This is a genomic window from Anoxybacillus amylolyticus (genome assembly GCF_001634285.1).
In the GTDB taxonomy this organism is placed as follows: Bacteria; Bacillota; Bacilli; order Bacillales; family Anoxybacillaceae; genus Anoxybacteroides; species Anoxybacteroides amylolyticum.
Genome location: NZ_CP015438.1, coordinates 1,642,742 through 1,661,330, shown reverse-complemented (window position 1 = coordinate 1,661,330; position 18,589 = coordinate 1,642,742). Strand labels below are relative to the sequence as shown.

15 protein-coding genes and 3 pseudogenes are annotated in these 18,589 nt (G+C 44.4%); 2 read left to right on the top strand and 16 right to left on the bottom strand.

The features are described 5' to 3' along the window. Positions 1–8 precede the first annotated feature (8 nt). The 6 genes and pseudogenes from GFC30_RS08465 to ilvD form a co-directional block, all read right to left on the bottom strand. A complete protein-coding gene (locus GFC30_RS08465; RefSeq protein WP_066324271.1) occupies positions 9–821 on the bottom strand; it encodes an electron transfer flavoprotein subunit beta/FixA family protein in 813 nt (270 codons plus the stop codon). A 359-nt stretch (positions 822–1,180) separates the two neighbouring features. Further along, positions 1,181–1,513 (bottom strand): annotated as a pseudogene (locus tag GFC30_RS16500) (HAD-IIB family hydrolase); the annotation flags it as partial. 11 nt (positions 1,514–1,524) lie between these two features. Continuing rightward, a complete protein-coding gene (locus GFC30_RS16870; protein ID WP_066323099.1) occupies positions 1,525–2,598 on the bottom strand; it encodes an IS630 family transposase in 1,074 nt (357 codons plus the stop codon). Positions 2,599–2,658: 60 nt separating this feature from the next. Next, positions 2,659–3,219: an HAD family hydrolase gene (locus GFC30_RS08450; RefSeq protein WP_066324268.1), complete on the bottom strand. Its 561-nt coding sequence runs from the start codon at positions 3,217–3,219 to the stop codon at positions 2,659–2,661. Positions 3,220–3,287: 68 nt separating this feature from the next. After that, complete coding sequence (locus GFC30_RS08445) at positions 3,288–5,216, bottom strand: FapA family protein (protein WP_066324267.1); 1,929 nt, start codon at positions 5,214–5,216, stop codon at positions 3,288–3,290. Positions 5,217–5,409: 193 nt separating this feature from the next. After that, the gene (gene ilvD / locus GFC30_RS08440) at positions 5,410–7,086 is read right to left on the bottom strand and encodes a dihydroxy-acid dehydratase (RefSeq protein WP_066324265.1); all 1,677 of its coding nucleotides are present in this window, start codon (positions 7,084–7,086) and stop codon (positions 5,410–5,412) included. A gap of 186 nt (positions 7,087–7,272) precedes the next feature. Between ilvD and GFC30_RS08435 the strand changes: the two genes are divergently transcribed. Further along, positions 7,273–7,608, top strand: coding sequence for a hypothetical protein (locus tag GFC30_RS08435; RefSeq protein WP_066324263.1), 336 nt, complete (start codon positions 7,273–7,275; stop codon positions 7,606–7,608). An 85-nt stretch (positions 7,609–7,693) separates the two neighbouring features. Here the strand turns inward: GFC30_RS08435 and GFC30_RS08430 are convergent. The 3 genes and pseudogenes from GFC30_RS08430 to GFC30_RS08425 all read right to left on the bottom strand — a co-directional run bounded on the left by GFC30_RS08430 (position 7,694) and on the right by GFC30_RS08425 (position 9,048). Continuing rightward, positions 7,694–8,617: pseudogene (locus tag GFC30_RS08430) on the bottom strand (AEC family transporter). A gap of 22 nt (positions 8,618–8,639) precedes the next feature. Next, positions 8,640–8,792 carry a DUF4275 family protein gene (locus tag GFC30_RS17600; protein ID WP_274520110.1) on the bottom strand — a complete coding sequence of 51 codons (153 nt, stop codon included), beginning with the start codon at positions 8,790–8,792 and terminating at the stop codon, positions 8,640–8,642. After that, positions 8,725–9,048: pseudogene (locus GFC30_RS08425) on the bottom strand (DUF4275 family protein). The gene GFC30_RS17600 and the pseudogene GFC30_RS08425 overlap by 68 nt, the downstream one beginning before the upstream one ends. A 151-nt stretch (positions 9,049–9,199) precedes the next feature. On the opposite strand from GFC30_RS08425, the gene GFC30_RS08420 reads away from it, so the two are divergent. Next, the gene (locus tag GFC30_RS08420; RefSeq protein WP_066324261.1) at positions 9,200–9,619 is read left to right on the top strand and encodes an LA_3659 family protein; all 420 of its coding nucleotides are present in this window, start codon (positions 9,200–9,202) and stop codon (positions 9,617–9,619) included. A 107-nt stretch (positions 9,620–9,726) separates the two neighbouring features. On the opposite strand, the gene GFC30_RS08415 is transcribed toward GFC30_RS08420, so the two are convergent. From GFC30_RS08415 to pdhA, 7 genes are all read right to left on the bottom strand, one after another. Next, positions 9,727–10,875, bottom strand: coding sequence for a mannitol-1-phosphate 5-dehydrogenase (locus GFC30_RS08415; RefSeq protein WP_066324259.1), 1,149 nt, complete (start codon positions 10,873–10,875; stop codon positions 9,727–9,729). Between the two features lies 1 nt (position 10,876). Next, entirely contained in the window at positions 10,877–11,308 is a 432-nt protein-coding gene (locus tag GFC30_RS08410; RefSeq protein ID WP_409978480.1) for a PTS mannitol transporter subunit IIA, read from the bottom strand. A gap of 2 nt (positions 11,309–11,310) precedes the next feature. Further along, entirely contained in the window at positions 11,311–13,386 is a 2,076-nt protein-coding gene (locus GFC30_RS08405; RefSeq protein ID WP_066324254.1) for a BglG family transcription antiterminator, read from the bottom strand. 184 nt (positions 13,387–13,570) lie between these two features. Beyond that, positions 13,571–14,980 (bottom strand): PTS mannitol transporter subunit IIBC, encoded by a 1,410-nt coding sequence (locus GFC30_RS08400; RefSeq protein ID WP_066324251.1) that lies wholly within the window; start codon positions 14,978–14,980, stop codon positions 13,571–13,573. A 172-nt stretch (positions 14,981–15,152) separates the two neighbouring features. Then, the gene (locus GFC30_RS08395) at positions 15,153–16,517 is read right to left on the bottom strand and encodes an FAD-binding oxidoreductase (protein ID WP_066324248.1); all 1,365 of its coding nucleotides are present in this window, start codon (positions 16,515–16,517) and stop codon (positions 15,153–15,155) included. Between the two features lie 12 nt (positions 16,518–16,529). Beyond that, positions 16,530–17,504: an alpha-ketoacid dehydrogenase subunit beta gene (locus GFC30_RS08390; RefSeq protein WP_066324246.1), complete on the bottom strand. Its 975-nt coding sequence runs from the start codon at positions 17,502–17,504 to the stop codon at positions 16,530–16,532. 1 nt (position 17,505) lies between these two features. Then, positions 17,506–18,588: a pyruvate dehydrogenase (acetyl-transferring) E1 component subunit alpha gene (pdhA, locus tag GFC30_RS08385; RefSeq protein WP_066324244.1), complete on the bottom strand. Its 1,083-nt coding sequence runs from the start codon at positions 18,586–18,588 to the stop codon at positions 17,506–17,508. Between the last annotated feature and the right edge of the window lies 1 nt (position 18,589).

Genomic DNA, 18,589 nt, shown 5'->3' with positions numbered 1-18,589 from the left:
CTCTCCCCCTATTGAAACAACTCTTTTTTCACTAAAACGAGCGAAAGCAATTGTTCGACTTTTTCTTTCGTACTTCCTTCGAGTAACTCGCCACCTTCTGGTTTTGGCGGCGCCCATACTTTTGAGACAATTGTTGGAGATCCTTTCAGTCCTAGTTGTTTGCGGTCGACGTCTTCTAAATCGTCTGCTGTCCAAATGGTTGGTTGATATCGTGCGGCTTTAATCATGTTTGGCAATGGTGCAAAGGAGATGTCGTTGATGTCTTTTTCGACCGTAAACAAGCACGGTAATGTCGATCGGACGACTTCATAGCCGTCTTCTAGTTTGCGGTGAACGATCGCATAGCCTTTTTCTTTATTAATTTCAACGACTTTTTTCACACCAGTAAGAGGAGGAATGTGCAAACGGCGAGCAATGCCAGGTCCGACTTGGCCTGTATCCCCGTCAATCGTCATTTTTCCGCAAATGACTAGATCAATCGGGCGCTGCTTCGCGATTTTTTCGAGCGCTTTTGTGAGCGCATAGCTTGTCGCAAGCGTATCTGCGCCGGCGAACGCACGGTCAGAAATCATATACCCTTCATCCGCGCCAAGTTCAATGCATTTTTTGATCGCCTTAACGGCTGGAGGAGGTCCCATCGTTAATACAGAAACTGTTCCGCCATACTTCTTTTTTAACCGAACAGCTTCTTCTACTGCATGGGCATCGTACGGGTTTAAAATTGCCGGGGCACTTGCACGGTCCATCGTGTTCGTTTTCGGATTCATTTTAATAATCTTCGTATCTGGTACTTGTTTAATACAGGCTACGATATGTAGCATACATTCACCCCCAAGATGATATTTTTGCTCGTTTGTTCACATACACATATAACGCCTTCTTCCCCCCTATTCTATTGTTATTTTGCCCCTTGCATAGATATTCTAACATAGACAACAAATCCCCTGTTGCAATTAAAATAAAATTTAATATTTTGTTCAAAAAAAGAACCATACCTCGCTATTTGCGCAATATCGTTCTTGTACGTTCATTTCATGAAACATCCTTGCTTCACTATATGAATACAACTGGAAGGTTTAATTAATGGTTGCTGGAGAAGTAGGTGCTCCATTTTTTTCAACTGACGGAGGCAAGCCTTTGACTTGCCTCCGTCACGCGTTCACGTGACAATCGAAAAATGTTAAAACTTCAACGTGCATTTATATAATTGCTCTAGCGCTACTGCTACTCCGTCTTCGTCGTTCGTAACGGTAATAACGTCCGCTTGTTGCTTTACCTCTTCCGCGGCATTTCCCATCGCTACTCGATAGCCTGCCACGGCAAACATGGAAAGATCGTTGAGGCTGTCGCCGATCACCATTGTTTCCTTGAGATCGATTCCATATATAGCCGCCAATTGTTTTACTGCCTCTCCTTTCGTCGCCTGTCGGTGGTTTATTTCGATGTTATTCGGATGAGAGGAAGTAACCGTTACGTCCGGAAGTAAGCGAAATTGCTGCGCTGCTTTTTCTATATAGGTTCAGATTAATTTTCCGACATAGCAACCTGTCCGATGCGTTGGAGCACTTTTTCTGGAAACTCAGAAAGGTACTCTAAGAACGAAACAATCGATTCTCGTAACTCTTTTCGACTAGGATGAAACCGATTGGCAATGACACTCTCTTTCAGCCAGCCCCAAATTCGTTCAACTAAATTTAAATTCGGCGAATAAGGGGGTAAGAATACAAAAGTTAACTGTTCTTCGTGCTCCTGTAAAAAAGGCTGAAGGACTTTGGCATGATGAATTTTTGCGTTATCCAAGACCATCACCACATGTTTATCTGGATATTGGTTCAATGTGTATTGGAGAAACTGCAGAAAAGCCTGTGCATTACATTGGTCCGTTTCCATACAGAGAAATTCACCCGTTTCGATATTCACACCGCCTAATAAGCTGACTGTTGCGTGGTGTCCGTACGTAGGAATTTGTTTTTGGCGCCCTTTGACACTCCATGTGGCCCGAAGAGCTTGATAGTCCCGAATATGACTTTCATCTTCATAGATGATGACTGTGTTGTCGGGCAAGTTTTTTTTTATGAGTTCTATTTCTTGTTGAAACTCTTTTTGTTTTTGAGGATTCGCCCGTTTGAGAGTATACGTAGGGCGTGTATAGCGAAATCCCCATCGGTGGAGCATATCGCAAATCCCACCGCGAGACATGGTGACAGAAAATTTCTCTTCTAACACATGTTGAATGATTCGTGTATTCCAGCTGGTCTCGATGCCGTATCCTTCATCGGCAGGGGTGCTTTCTTCCAACATCTTTCTTAATTCGCGTTCTTCGTCTGGAGACAGGTACGGCTTTCTACCCGGGGCGTAATGGCGTTCTAATAGCGCATCCATGCCACCTTGATTAAACTTTTGAACGTAAATCGAAACGGTTTCGCGATGGAGGTTCAAAAGCTCAGCGACTTGGATTCCTAAGTAGCCTTGCATAATGAGACGAATCACTGCCATTCGTTTCGCCATGTTGGCATTTTTCATTCGGCGTTCCTGTTCTTGAAGACGTTCGATGGTCCAACCATGATCGTTCGTAATTTGTAATCCTTTTTTCTTCATTCTTCATCCGCTCCTTTGATTGACTCGTTTAGGAGCAGTATAGACAAGAATACAGGTTGATTAAACGTGTCGGAATTTCAAACTGAATTTATATAAAGATGGTAGGTGTAAAGAAAAAATAAGAACTTTATAGAATAAGAGTGATCCGTTGTTCCAGACTTCGCTTATATCTTGGATATAGGTGACACGTGCTTGTTGAAATTGTTTTTGGACGATGCGCTGTAACTGGGGATAACGGTCACTAACTTGGCGCGCAAGTGTTTCTAAATGTTCGCGGTTATGCAGCCCGACATACACTGCTTCGTTCGTGTAAATTTCGCAGTACAAATCCGGCTGTGTTCGCACCCATTCCAACAACGGAATAAGCGTCTTTTTATGTAACGGAACATCACAAACGACTGTTCCATCAGCCTGTGTAATAAGCGCTCCATTCAGTCCGATGATCGGGCTGACAATGTTTGCTTTCGCTAACGGCTCGTGCGCATCTTTGTACGCTCTTCCGGTAGCGATCGCTACGATATGCCCTGCTTTTTGTGCTGCGACAATCGCCTCTTTGTTGCGTTCACTAATTTGTCCATCGGAAGTTAACAACGTACCGTCCATATCCAACGCAATAAACATCTTTCATTCCCCCGTTTCGTTTTTTTCTATTATAATACGAAAACAGGGGCATTGCATGCCCCTTGCCATTAGTGTAGCTCAATCGCATCTTTTTCTTCGTCCCATCTTGCGCGAATTCCTTTGCGCGTTTCTAAGAAAGTGTGTACTTTTTTGCCGATTTGAATGACCGTTCCTTCCCAAGCGTGATCGATTTGAATCGTTTCTCCTTTTGGTACAGCCAACGTCGTCTTAATGCCGAAAGAAGAGCCAGCTTCTTTTACATAGATACCTTTTTGTGCATACACTTCCCCACCGCGCAAAATTCCGTCAATGACTAATTTTCCACCGGCATAAATGTTGCAGTTGTAACACCCTTTCCCGGAAACGATGACATCCCCGCTACAGTGGATGACGCTATTTAGCGCATACGACAGTTCTACCGAATCTGTCTCTGTTTGCTCGTATTGATTCATAAATTCATTGATTTGACGAAGCAGCTCCGCAAAACTTTCTAGACAGTGAAAATGATTCGGCTTTTCTGCTATAAAACACGACTGGAAACGGTTGCTTAGTTCTAACCACGGTTCACTAAGTACTTCTTTTTTTGCTTGACAAATAGATTCATATTTTTTTACCGCTTCGATTAATGATTGAAACTTTGTTTCTAATAATCTTTTTGCCACAATGTAAATATCTTTTTCTTGTAGCTTCGAAAACATAATGAGCTGCTGGAGAGCGAAAATCATTTTTTCTAGTTGTTGCCGAATTTCATGCAGCAGCGTACTCAATTCGGCAATGACGATTTTTTGCTCACCAGATACAATGGTCCCTCCGATTAAGTTATGGTGAATAAAAATCGACTGTTGCGCTTGAATTTTCGCACGGTTCACGTTTTGGAAAATGACAACGCTTCCAACCGCTTCCACTTCCATTCCATCTTGCACATTACCGGTAATCTCAATGTCGCCTTTAAAGCGAATATTTCCTGTCGATAAATCAACATCGCCTTGATGAACGAGTTTGGGAATAACCGAGACGATGACTGTTCGTCCCTTTTTCACAATTTGTGGACGGCCTGATTGAGTAGCGACAAGGCTTGTGCCGTCAGAAGAAATCATCACGCCTTTTCCGAGCTGAACATGAATGGGAAACACATCACGGACAGCAATCCATTCTCCTGTCACTCTTCGCCCCGGGAGACCTGGCTTGGGTGGGTGGATGATGGCGATGACTTCCCCTTCTTGAACGCTTGAAATAATCTCCATTTCTCGATAATCGACCGTTCCGTCTTGCCGCACTCTCGGTTTTTTCGACTGGTTCATCCCTGCTTTTAATTCGGCCCAGCCATCTTTCCCGTCTTGAGGTAGCTGACCTTCTGCGATGACCACACTTACCCTTTCGCTTGCTTGCAGCGCTTCTTTTATTTTCTCTTCATTGACACCGTATACAATCCCGAGCTGCTCGAGCCGACTCACCACTTCTTCGTACGAAATTGTATGCTCTGCTTCTGTCCGAAGTTCTGCTTGCAGCTTTATATGTTTCGCTGGTGCGATGTCATTCAATACATAATATTTGCGAACCGCTGGCTCGACCATTAACACGGCTTGCATTTTTCTAGAATCAACGGTAATATTCCATGCCGCTTCTGTTTTTTCTTCCTCTTCCACGCGAACCTCCAGTTGATCGCCTTCTTCAATCGTGATTGTATCATGTACTTCTTTCCCGTTACAAAACAAGCGAACGCCTTTCCCTTTTGTAATTGTTGGGCGTTCTGTCGGGGTGCATTCGTAATATAGCTGTCCGTCTTTCAGCCATACTTTCGCCTTTGGCTGTTCTGGTTGCGGTGCTCTAATCTTTGTAATTTTCACGACTGCTTCTTGCGAAAGCAAGCCGAGCATTCGCTTTTTTTCTGTTTGTATTACTTCAATGGACACTTGGTCACGCGTCGCTTGCAGCTTTTCAAGCCCTAAACGAACGGCTTCGTCCACTGTGCTTCCCTTCGAAATGACGCTTTCCACGTTTACCCCCTCCTCCGCTTGACGCACAATCCTTTACTTTTATTATATACAAATTGTTTTTTAGAAATAGGGTAAAAAAATAGAGCAAACGAACTATTTTTTAATTGATTAAACATTCTTTCATACTTTAAACGAGCAAACACTTTTTAAGGCTAATATTTTTACAAAAAAAGGAGGGCGATTCGCCCATCCTTTAAATTTTCATAATTCCACCGGTACTTGCCGATGTGACAAGTTTTGAGTACCGAGCCAAATACCCGGTCTTTACTTTCGGTTCAAAACCTTTCCAATTCGCTTTTCGTTTTTCCCATTCTTCTTCCGAAAGCTGTACGTCAATCGTTCGTTTTACGATATCAATGACGATGTAGTCATCGTCTTCGACAAACGCGATCGGTCCTCCTTCCGCCGCTTCAGGCGATACGTGTCCAATCGATAATCCGCGGGAAGCGCCAGAGAATCGTCCGTCGGTAATAAGCGCTACTTTCGGTCCAAGCCCCATGCCAACAATTTGCGATGTCGGCGCAAGCATCTCTGGCATTCCTGGACCACCTTTCGGACCTTCGTAACGAATAATGACGACATGCCCTGGTTTCACTTTTCCGCTAGAAATGCCCTCAAGCGCTTCTTCTTGGGAGTCAAAAACGATTGCTGGACCTTCATGGCGAGTAATGCCCCCTTGAATGCCGCCCGTTTTAATAATCGCGCCGTCTGGAGCTAAATTTCCAAATAAAACCGCCAAACCTCCTGTTTCCGAGTATGGATTGTCAATCGGGCGAATGACATCATAATTTTTCACTTCACAACCCGCGATGTTTTCTCCGAGTGTTTTTCCAGACACCGTCAGCGCATGAAGATGAAGCGTTCCTTCTTTTTTGGCCAATTCATGTAATACTGCTGATACGCCGCCAGCTTCATGCAAATCTTCAATATGCATGTCTGAAGCAGGTGCTAATTTCGCTAGGTGCGGAACACGAGAAGCTACTTCGTTAATGCGCTCGAGCGGATAGTCAATACCTGCTTCATTCGCAATCGCCAATGTATGTAAAACGGTGTTTGTCGAGCCACCAAGCGCCATGTCAAGCGCAAATGCGTTGTCGATCGCTTTTTCTGTGACGATGTCGCGCGGTTTAATGTCATGCTCAATGAGATACATCAGCTGCTTCGCGGATTGTTTGACGAACTCTTTCCGTGCTGGATCAACTGCTAAAATCGTGCCGTTTCCAGGCAACGCTAAGCCAAGCGCCTCCGCTAAACAGTTCATCGAATTAGCGGTAAACATCCCTGAACATGATCCGCACGTTGGACAGCCGAATTGTTCAAGTTCCTGCAATCCTTTTTCATCAATTTTACCCGCTTGATAAGCACCAACCCCTTCAAATACGGAAGAAAGCGAAATTTTTCGCCCATCGCTCGTGACCCCTGCTTTCATTGGTCCTCCGCTTACAAAAATGGTTGGAATGTTCAAACGCATCGCAGCCATCATCATTCCCGGCGTAATTTTATCACAGTTCGGAATACAAACCATGCCATCAAACCAGTGAGCGGAGACAACCGTTTCTACCGAATCGGCAATAATTTCGCGACTTGGTAGTGAGTAGCGCATCCCGATATGTCCCATCGCGATGCCATCATCGACGCCAATCGTGTTCATTTCAAACGGTACACCGCCTGCTTCACGAATCGCTTCCTTAACGATTTTTCCAAACTCCTGTAAATGCACATGCCCTGGAATAATATCAATATAGGAGTTGACAACGGCGATAAACGGTTTATCAAAATCTTCTTCCTTTACCCCAGCTGCCCGCAATAAACTTCGATGCGGCGCTCGGTCGAACCCTTTTTTAATCATGTTGCTTCGTAACTGCTTCACCTTTCATCCCTCCATTAACCTCTTATATTTTTAGTATTGTATCACTTTTGTGAATAGATTGACAATTAGAATGATAAAAAATAAGGAAAATAGGTTATTTCTAGCAGAAAAAATGCCGAGATAGCGATGGTTTTACTTTTTTTGTTTGTGATGTTCGCTTATAATAGACAACGAGGAGGTGAAATGATGGAGCAGGAAACAATGGTAAAAGAAATTTTAACGGCACTCGATTTTTTCTCGGCGCAAATTCGCACACAAATCGCTGAAATGAACGACAAATTCGAAGCGAAAATAAAAGAGATGAATGAGCGATTTGAAATGAAAATGCAAGAGATGAACGACCGATTGGAAGCAAGAATTGACCAACTAGAAGATGAAATGAACGAGCGATTCAACCGGTTAGAAACAAAAATCGACAGCTTGCGCATCGAACTCACGGAAACACAAGAAACCGTCGACTTCCACTCTGCGAAAATCGCCCAACACGAACGAAAACTCCGCAAGCTATACAGGCAACTATAATCTCTTACAGTCATTTTTTCCCTATTTTCTATGAAAATAACGGATCCATGAGCGGTTATTTTCATACATGGGTGGTGGATGTTTATTAAAACAAAAAGCGTGCGAAATAAACAATCCCCGCTACGGTAACAGGACTTAATAAAGTAGATAAAAAGACGGCCTGCGCGGCATAATCTGGATGGTGGCCATATTATAACGCATAAAGCGCTGTGTTTCGTGAGCATGGGTAGGAACTGGCGATCAATAGTGCCTGTGCGGTTACTCCGTGAAGCTGTAAAAGCGTAATGATCATCAACGCAATTGCTGGCGACAACAACAGCCGACTACATACCGTAAGAATTAGTAGCGGAGGAATTCGTTTGATGTCGATATATGCCAATTGGGCGCCAAGCGTAACTAACGCCAGTACTAAAAACGCATTAGCAGTATGTTCTAGCGGATTCCAAAGAAAGGATGGAATCGGAATGTGAAGCATTCGGAAAAACAGTCCGAGCACAAGCGCGTAAATAATCGGGTTTTTCAAAAACTCGCTTGCCATTTTTTTTCTGTTTTGACTGGCAGAAATAAATTGAAACATCCCATATGTATTCGTTAAAAAATTCTGAAAAATGGTGACAACAATTTGGATCGACAACCCTGACGGCTCGTGGCGAAATACAAGTTGGCTTACCGGGATGCCAAAATTGCCGGAATTGTTAAGCACAATTGTATTTTGAAACGTTGCCCCTAATCTGCGATCAAGCTTGAGCCATTTTGCCATTATGGCGCTCACAGCAATAAGCGTTCCGTTTTGCAGGATAAGAAAGAAAAGAACGCTAAACAACACCCCGCTTTTCATATTGCTTTCATAGACGTTCACAAACCCAACCGCCGGAAGCAAAAAATACGTCGTGATTTTCGATAATGTGTTCATATCAAAATGAAACAACCGGTGTAACCAAGCCCCTGCCCCAATTAACAAAAACAATGGAAAAATAACCTCGACAACAATGTGAATGAATATGTCCAATGAAAGTTCCCCCTTAACCTCTCTACCCTTTTCGATAAAAATACGGCCCGCAAAACCCGTGGGTCTGTACATACGTCCATGTCAATGACAGATCGACGACGTATAAATCATGCTCCTCTATAAATGTCTTCTGCACGTAAACGGTTGGCACTAATAAGCCGATATGCCTGATCATCATTTTGGTAAAAAATCAGACATTCCTCTTTCAGCTCGTTATTGAATGCTTCCATTGCTTCCGTTCCTTCTAAACAGGAAAGCTTTTGATAGCTAAACACATGCCAGAGAAACTACTCAAAATAAATAGAAGTTTTTTCTTGTGAGGAAATGTGATCAGCAAATGTGCTTTCCCATTGAGCACGTAATTGTTCGCCTTTCTTGCCGAGTTCCTTAACAATGACGCCTTTTGTTTGTAACTTCTTAATCCATCCCATTTTCTCCCTCGCTTAAATTCAGTAACGACCGGTTTGTTGTTTATTTTACCAAAAATACCTACATGAATCGAGTTCGATTGGTCTAGAGTTCTCACTCTTTGTCTTTTCTTGTCCACACGATTCCGTTATACTATAAGAGGAGGTGAGTGAGGTGGAAGAGAAAACGATGCTAAAGGAAATTTTAAACGCATTGAATTTGTTTGCATCAGACGTTCGTTCGCAAATTACGGCATTGGATAAAAAGGTGCAAACGCTAAGCGAACAAATGAAAGAGATGAACGACCGGTTCGAAGCAAAATTCGAACAAATGAATGAACGCATGCAAGAGATGAACGACCGGTTCGAGGCAAAGTTCGAACAGGTGAACGAGCGCATGCAAGAGATGAACGACCGGTTCGAAAAACGAATCGATCGGTTAGAAGACGAAATGAAAACGAAGCTGAATCGAATGGAAACAAAATGGGACGGTTGGCGAGTGGAATGGATCGAAACGCAAGAAACAGTCGACTTCTTTTCCCGCAAAACTCTTCAGCACGAACAAAAAATCCGCAAATTATCCCAGCAACGATAAATCCATTTCTTTCTGTCAACTATTGGACTTGCTTTATTTTTGCAAACTTCTTTCGGCGTAGCATCAACAGGCGAACCCCCGCCCTCGTTTCCGAGACGGGGGATTGTTTATTTTAACATATCCACTTGTTCCTTAATAGCAATCGTAAGCGGATGGTCTGCTTGCAGTTGGGCGTACTGCAATAATGCTCCCTCGATGCCGCGCTCGCGGATTGTTTTTTGCAACTCAACTGCTTCTGCGTCTTCTTGGTAGTCAAACAACAAAAGCGCCGCAATTCCTTTGACGAGCCTATGTGGGATTTCGCCAAACAAATTATAATATTGGGAAGCTGGACTGACAAGACGATCGTTCGCACCGAGCTTACGGATTGGCGAACGCGCTACCCGAGTCACTTCATCCGTCATCGCAGGATTTGTGAATCTTTGAACAATCTTTCTGATATATGCGCCATGTTCTTCTGCACTCCACCCATACTTCTCGATCAACACACGCCCCGACTCATAAAGCGCCTTCGTCACGTCTGCACGCACTAAATCGTCTTCCATCGCTTCGTTAATCGTCGCATAATTTTTCGCATATCCTAAATACGCCGCAAGCGCATGGCCTGTATTGACCGTGAACAACTTCCGTTCAATGTAAGGCTGTAACTCTGCTACAAAATGTGCACCAACAATCGCTGGAATATCACCAATCATTTCTTTCGTTTCGATGACCCATTCAAAAAACGGCTCGACAACAACCATTAGCGGATCGTCATTTTTTTGGTTTGGCACAATGCGGTCGACGGCGCTATTTGGGAAGCCACAAAACGGCGTAAGCGCTGCCTGCTCTTCTTCAGACAAATAGTCCATCACATGTTTCTTTAAGAAACTGCTTCCGCCAATCATATTTTCACACGCGATGACATGTACTCGTTTTTCTGTCGTAGACAATCGCTTCCGCAACCCGTCGGCAATTACTTTCGCAATGTGCGGCAATACATTCGGTCCAACCGCAGTAGTGACTAAATCAGCTTGGGCAATACGAGAAACGACTTCTTCGTACTGCTTTTGGCTATGAAGTGCCGACACACCGCGAATAATCTGTTCTTCTCTTGCTTCGCCGGCAATAACGACTCGGTACTGTTGTCGTTCTTGTAAATGTTGCACTAATTCATCATTCACGTCGACAAATACGACTTCAAATCCGGACTGCGAAAGCAAGCTGCCGATAAAGCCTCTACCGATATTTCCTGCGCCAAAATGAACGGCTAACATGTTAATTCACCTCGTTTAAAAGTTCAAGAATTTCTTCTTTTGTCGTCGCTTGAATCATTTTTTCGACATTTTCTTCTTCCAAACAAACAAGTGCAATTTTTGACAATATTTCTAAATGTTCATTGTCTTTCCCAGCAATTCCAATGAGTATTTTCACGATATTTCCCGCGCCAAAATCAACGCCGTTTGGCACTTGAATAAACGAAAGCCCGGCTTTTTTTACAAGCGCCTTCGCCTCTTCTGTTCCGTGCGGAATCGCGATAAAATTTCCCATATATGTTGATGTTAACGCTTCTCGTTCAAACATTTTATCGATATATACTTCATCTACATATCCATGGTCGACTAATACTTTTCCCGCTAAGCGAATCGCTTCTTCTTTGTTTCCTACTTCAGCACCTAGTACGATGTTTTCTTTTGTTAACACTGACACGATTATTCACTCCTTAGTTGAACAAAATGATAAAAAAATGCTTCAAAATGTCGGCTTAAGAAAGCGTGAAGCTGTGCTTCCGTTCCGTTTGTAAATAACGAAATGCTTTCCTCGTCTTTAATAATGAGCGAACTTAAATGGCTAAGCACCGAAAGCATCGCTTCTGGCGCTTCACTCGGCGCCAATAACAACAATATGCGCTCCATCTTCATCGGCTGTTGGTCCATGCCCATGACGGTCTGCGGATGAGAAAGCGGGTAAACCGTAAACGTAGGACGTAAAACCGCTGGGCTTCTCGCATGGTACAACGCTAACTCTGTTTCTGGAATCCCTAATCCTCCCGCTTGTTCTCTTCGTAACAATTCGTTAACGACCGATTCGACGTCTCGAATAGTTCCTTTCTTCTGTAACTGTTGGCACGCCTCCACAAGCGCGTCGTGGACAGAATGGGTTGTTAGCGGTTGGACGGTTAATTCCTTTAATAGTTGTACAATCGTTTCGCTCACTACTTGAATGGCATTCATTTTTTGAATCGTATTTCTAGCAGCGCTTGGCTCTACTGGTCGTACTTTCGCTTTTTTGTCTTTAATAAACTTTCGAATTGCCACTACTTCGTCTTCTTGCAGCATCGGGCTGACGAGAAAATACGGTTCTTCTAACGGAATCGGCACGGTCGATACGATTAAATCATAATGACTCGGCTCAACATAACGCAAGTCAAAAAACGATTTTTGCTCAATTTGAGAAATATCTGGTATTTCTTTTTTCAGCCGTGTTGCTAAGATTTTTGCTGTTCCTAACCCGCTTGAACAAATAACAAGCGCATGCAGCCCTTTTTTCCCACGCAATAACGCCGAGGCAAAATGAAGAACGACATATCCAATTTCCTCTTTCGGAATGACGACTTCCGCAAAGACATGGTTCATCGATTCCTCGACAATTTGAAATAGCTCCGCATAGTCTTTCGTAATTTTATCAAGCAGTGGGTTCGAAATGCCCATATTATGCTGGATGCGATAGAGAGCCGGTTTTAAATGAACGACTAAATCTTCATATAACGGATAATCATCGGTCAAATCGACATGCAGCTTATCACTCACATATCGGATTAATTCTTGCGTTTTCATGCCGATTTCTAGAGTTGCTTCCTCTAACATGTATCCTTGGCGGTCGCGCAATTTTGCGCCCATTAAATGCATCGTAATATAGCCGATTTCTTCTTTTGGAATCGAAACTGAAAACGCTGCTTCTAACGACCGGGCAATTTTTTCTGCTGTTTTGTATTCTTTTGTCGTTTGAATCGTTTCTAAATATTGTGCCTCGAAGTTGATCGGCTCTCCTTGCATAATGCGCTCCATCGCAAGCGCAAGATGAATGACGAGCGCAATATAGGAGCTGTCCGCAATGGTAAACGGAAGTTCTGCCTTCATTTGTTCCATTTGCGCTTCAATGACAAATAGCTTTTTCTTATCGACAAGTCCAAGCAGTTTTTCTGTCACCGTGTTCATTGTATCGACCGATTTTTTTTGAATCGATTCTTTCATGAACGAAAGAAATTGCGATTCGTCAAAATGGCGGAACAACAATTCGCTCATCATTTTCCGCTTCGCTACTTCTGACCCAGCAATTTCTACGCCATAGCCTCTTTTGCGAATGAGCGAAAGCCCTTGTTTTGCTAGTTCTTCTTGAATTTTGTCCAAATCGTTGCTGACGGTGGCGACTGTTACGTTTAAATCATTGGCTAGCGATAGCAATTTGACTGGCTCTACCGCTTCTAGTAATGCAATTAAAATCATCGTTTGGCGCTCTTCTGGTGTATACTCCGGGTGCGATAAGTGAAAAAGGCGAATTTGCAGCTCGCGTTTTTTCTCTTCCTCTCCGCTAATTTGAATGCCGACTCCAGCTTTTTTCACCAGCTCTAGTTCGTAGTCTTCTAAAAGGCGCTCAATCCCTTTTAAATCGCGGTGAATCGTCCGTTCGCTCACATCAAGCATAGCGGCGATTTCCCCGACCGTAATTCCTTTCTCGTGCGACAATAAAACGTCTAATATTTTCCGCTCTCTTGCCGATATATACACACCGTTCACCTCCTTAGCAACGATTTGTTGACAAAATTAAATATAATATGCGCCTTTCATCTTCAATTGTAAAACGCTCACCGAACAACCACAACCAATAGAAAGCATTGTTTCGTCCGGTTGATTGTTGACATTTTTTAAATAGACAAAAAGGTAAGTACGCACCCTTACCTTTTTGTGTTTATTATTTTCCTTCTTTTATCATTTGAACAAGTTCGTCATATTTTGGACTGCTTAAGAAGTTGTCGACTGATACGTGATAAGCGTTCGGCAATTTTTCTTTTGCACGGTCGGTTAACGTTTGTTGCGTAATGACAACGTCTGCGTCCGCTGGAAGTTGGTTAATCGCTGTGTTGATGACTTCGATGTCTAGTCCTGCTTTTTGCACTTTATTGCGCATGATCGAAGCACCCATTGCGCTAGAACCCATGCCGGCATCGCATGCGAAAACGATTTTTTTCACGTTTGATGGAGCGGCGTTTGTTTTCAACATTGCGGCTGCATCGCTTTTCTTTCCCTTTAATTGTTGCATTTGTTCTGCTGCTTTGCTTAAATCTTCTTCGCCTTCGTTTTGTTTAGATGTTTTTAAGAAGAACGAAGCGACAAGGAACGATACGGCTGCTGCGACAAACACACCCGCTAATACTCCTAAGTAGTTTCCGCGCGGTGTCATCGCAAGAAGGGCGAAAATACTTCCTGGCGACGGAACGGCGACAAGCCCTGCGTTGAAAATCGTAAAGGTGAACACACCGCTCACGCCACCAGCCATTGCTGCTAAAATTAAAATCGGTCTCATTAAAATGTACGGAAAATAAATTTCATGAATTCCACCAAGAAAATGGATAATCACTGCACCAGGTGCTGATTGTTTCGCCATTCCTTTACCAAATAACCAATATGCTAACAAAATACCAAGTCCTGGTCCTGGGTTTGTTTCCAATAAGAATAAAATCGATTTCCCTGCTTTTGCTGCTTGCTCTACGCCGAGCGGGCTTAAAATTCCATGGTTGATGGCGTTATTTAAAAAGAGCACTTTTGCTGGCTCGATGAAAAGGTTCGCAAGCGGTAACAATTTCATGTTCACAATCGCTTCGACGCCAGCTGCTAACGTTTTGTTTAATCCTAATACGACAGGTCCAACTCCTTTAAACGCAATAAGCGTTAACAACCCACCGAGAATTCCGGCAGAGAAGTTGTTGACTAACATTTCAAACCCTTGTTTTACTTTTCCATGAATGAGTTCGTCAAATTTTTTGATTAAGTATCCGCCAAGCGGCCCCATAATCATGGCGCCTAAAAACATCGGAACGTCAGCACCGACAACAACCCCCATCGTCGCCGTTGCCCCGACGACACCGCCGCGAACGTCGTAAATCATTTTCCCGCCTGTATAACCGATTAATAATGGCAATAAATACGTAATCATCGGTCCGACAAGTTTCGCAAACGATTCGTTCGGTAACCATCCAGTTGGAATAAATAATGCGGTAATAATCCCCCAAGCGATAAATGCACCGATATTTGGCATAATCATGCCGCTTAAATAGCTACCAAAGCGCTGCACTTTCACGCGAAAGCCTGTTTGATTTTCCATCTTTGTTCCTCCTCATAAATTGGTGTTGCTATAGCTTCATCTTAAAGCGCTTACAGTGTTGTTTCAATGTAAAGTAAATATCATTTTGTCTGACACATTGTTGTCATTTTTTTAATAACGGCAACCGTAAAGCAAAAAGCTGTGTGAACGAATGCCACACAGCTTGCTTTTCTCATATAAAAATTTTCCCCGGGTTTAAAATGCCGTTTGGGTCAAATAATTGTTTAATTCCTTTCATCAGCATGACAGAATCGCCATGTTCTTCGTACAAAAAGCGGCGTTTTCCAATCCCGATTCCGTGCTCGCCTGTACATGTTCCGCCGCGCGCTAATGCATAACGGACGATGTGTTCGTGAATTGTTTCAATACGTGTTACTTCTTCGGCATCGTTCGGATCAAAAGCGAGTACTGTATGATAATTCCCATCGCCAACGTGACCGAAAATAGCTGCAGTCAGCCCATGTTCCTCAACGAGTTGGCGCGTTTTTTGAATGGCTTCCGCAAGTTCAGAAATCGGCACGCAAACATCGGTCGACAACAGCGCTTTTTTCGGATAGGCGGCTTGAATGGCAAACGCCGCGTGATGGCGCGCTTCCCATAACGCCGCGCGGGCGATGGAGTCGTCTTCGGTTTGAAACGCCACGCATTGCCCCTCTTCACACAATTGTCGGACGATTTCCGTTCCTTCTTTAACAGTTGTGGCGCTGCCGCTTAGTTCGATAAATAACGTCGGCGCAGCTAAGTAATTGGTCTGTTTGTACCGATTGACGGCTTCGATCGTCTGCTCATCTACTATCTCTATTTTTCCGAGCGCAACCCCCGCTTTCATGATTTCAGCTGCTGTTTGTGCAGCCGCACGCAAACAAACAAAGCTTGCTTTAATGACATTTGTTGCTTCCGGAATGCCTTGAAGGTGGACAATAAGGCGCGTAAATACGCCTAACGTCCCTTCCGAACCGACGAACAAGCCCGTCAAATCATATCCGGCAGACGATTTTAGCGCCATGCCGCCCGTATGCACAATCGTTCCATCAGCGAGCACGACTTCTAATCCGAGCACTTGATCGCGCATGACGCCGTATTTCACGCTATTTGTACCGCTAGCATTCGTTGCCGCCATTCCGCCAATCGTCGCATCGGCACCGGGGTCGACAGGGAAAAAGAGCCCATATTTTTTGAGCGCTTCGTTCAGCTGCATTCGTGTCACCCCAGGTTCGACGACAGCTAAAAAATCATCTGGACGAATCTCGAGAGTGTTGTTCATCTTTGTCATATTTAACGTAATCCCGCCATTGACAGGAATAATATGGCCTTCTAAGCTGCTGCCGGCGCCAAACGGTGTGATCGGTATGTTCCGCTCGTTTGCATACGCCAGCACTGCACTTACTTCCGCCGCCGTATTTGGAAAAACAACGACATCCGGTTTTCGTGGGGCATGGTACGCTAGCCCTTTGCTATGCTGTTCCAGTACTGTTTCGTTTCTTGTCACTCGCTCACAGTCGCCAATTCGTTCAACGATATCTTCGTATATTCCCATCGGCATCCCCTCCTAATAGCGCATGAGTGTTTGTACGCCTTCTATCATGCGGGCTGCGTTCGGCAGCCAATCGTCTTCTACCGACGGCACTGGATACGGTGTATCGTAACCGGTTATGCGCACGATTGGGGCGGACAAAGAAAACAACGCCCGCTCGCTAATGAGCGCTGCAATTTCTGCTCCAAATCCATTCGTCTTGACCGCCTCATGGACAATCATTACGCGTCCTGTTTTGGAAACAGAGGAATAAATCGTGTCCCAATCAAGCGGCTGTAACGAGCGGAGGTCAATGACCTCTATGTCCACTTTTTCCTTCATTTCTTCTGCGACTTTTGCCACGAGCGGTACGCTTGCTCCCCATGAAATGACCGTCACATCTTCCCCTTCTTTGACAATGCGCGCTTTTCCGAGCGGAATTTCGTATGGCTCTTCTGGCACTTCCATGCGAAAAGCGCGATATAGCTTCATCGGTTCTAAAAATAGCACCGGGTCTTCATCGCGGATCGCTGAAATTAACAATCCTTTCGCATCATAGGCGTTCGATGGCATAACAATTTTCAGTCCTGGCGAATGGGCAAACAACCCTTCGAGTGCATCCGAATGAAGTTCAGGAGTTCGCACGCCGCCTCCGTATGGGCTGCGGACGACAAGCGGACATGTAAATCTTCCTGCCGAACGAAACCGCAAGCGCGCCGCTTGTGCTGCCAATTGATCCATCGCCTGATAGACAAAGCCAAGAAATTGGATTTCTGCAACTGGACGAAATCCGTTCACCGCTAGCCCAATCGATGTGCCGACAATCCCTGATTCCGCAAGCGGGGTGTCAAAAACACGCGCTTCGCCAAACTGTTCGAATAGCCCATCAGTCGCACGAAATACACCACCATTTTTCCCAACGTCTTCCCCTAATACAATGACGCGCTCATCCCGCTCCATTTCTTGCCGCATCGCGTCATGGATTGCTTGAATCATCGTCATTTCCGCCATCTTACTTCCCCTCTTTCACACGATTTCTTCGAATTACTTCTTGCTGCTGCTCGTACAACAACGGACTCGGTTCGTCGTATACATAGTGAAATATGTCGGCAAGCGACGGTACTTCCACTGAAGCCGCTTCTTCGTACGCTTTCGTCACTTCATCATTTACTTGTGCCACGAACGCTTCTTCTTGTGCGTCCGTCCAAATGTTGCGTTTTTCTAGTAGCTTTCGCAGGCGATGCAGTGGGTCTTTCGTTCGTTTCCATGGCTCTACTTCTTCTTCGCTCCGATATTTTGTCGGATCATCCGATGTCGTATGCGGCCCTAGCCGGTAGGTTAGCGCTTCGATTAATACCGGACCCTTTCCTTCTCTTGCTATCTGAACCGCTTCTTTCATCGTTTGGTACACGGCAAGCACATCATTGCCGTCGACGAGCACCCCTTTCATTCCATAAGCGAGTGCTTTTTGGGCAATCGTTCGGCTCGCCGTCTGCTTTTGGATGGGAACACTAATGGCGTAATGATTGTTTTGGCAAAAGAAAATGACGGGAACTTGATAGACAGCGGCAAAATTAAGCGCCTCGTGAAAATCGCCTTCCGATGTCGCGCCATCTCCAAAATAGCAGACGGACACATGCCGTTCCCCTTTCAATTTCGTTGCCCATGCACACCCTGTCGCATGCAGCGTTTGCGCTCCGATAATAATTTGAATTGGGAAAATGTTTAGACCAGCTGGTGTTTTTCCGCCAAGCACATGCCCCCTCACGTAATGGAAAATTTGCGTCAATGGCATTCCATGTGCCAAACAAGCCGCAATTTCCCGATAGCTTGGGAAAAGCCAATCTTCTTTATCTAACGCCAATACGCTTCCGATTTGTGCGGCTTCCTGTCCGCTAAATGGGGCGTATGTGCCAATTCGACCTTGCCGCTGCATTTTTAACAGCCGTTCATCGACTACCCTTGCTTTCCGCATCCATTGATACAGCGTAATAAGCACATCGTCAGAAAAGGAGTGCAACGTTTCTTCTTCCCCGTTTCCGTTTTCGTCCAATAGCTGTACCATTTCAATTTGTAATTCATTTTGATCGATCATG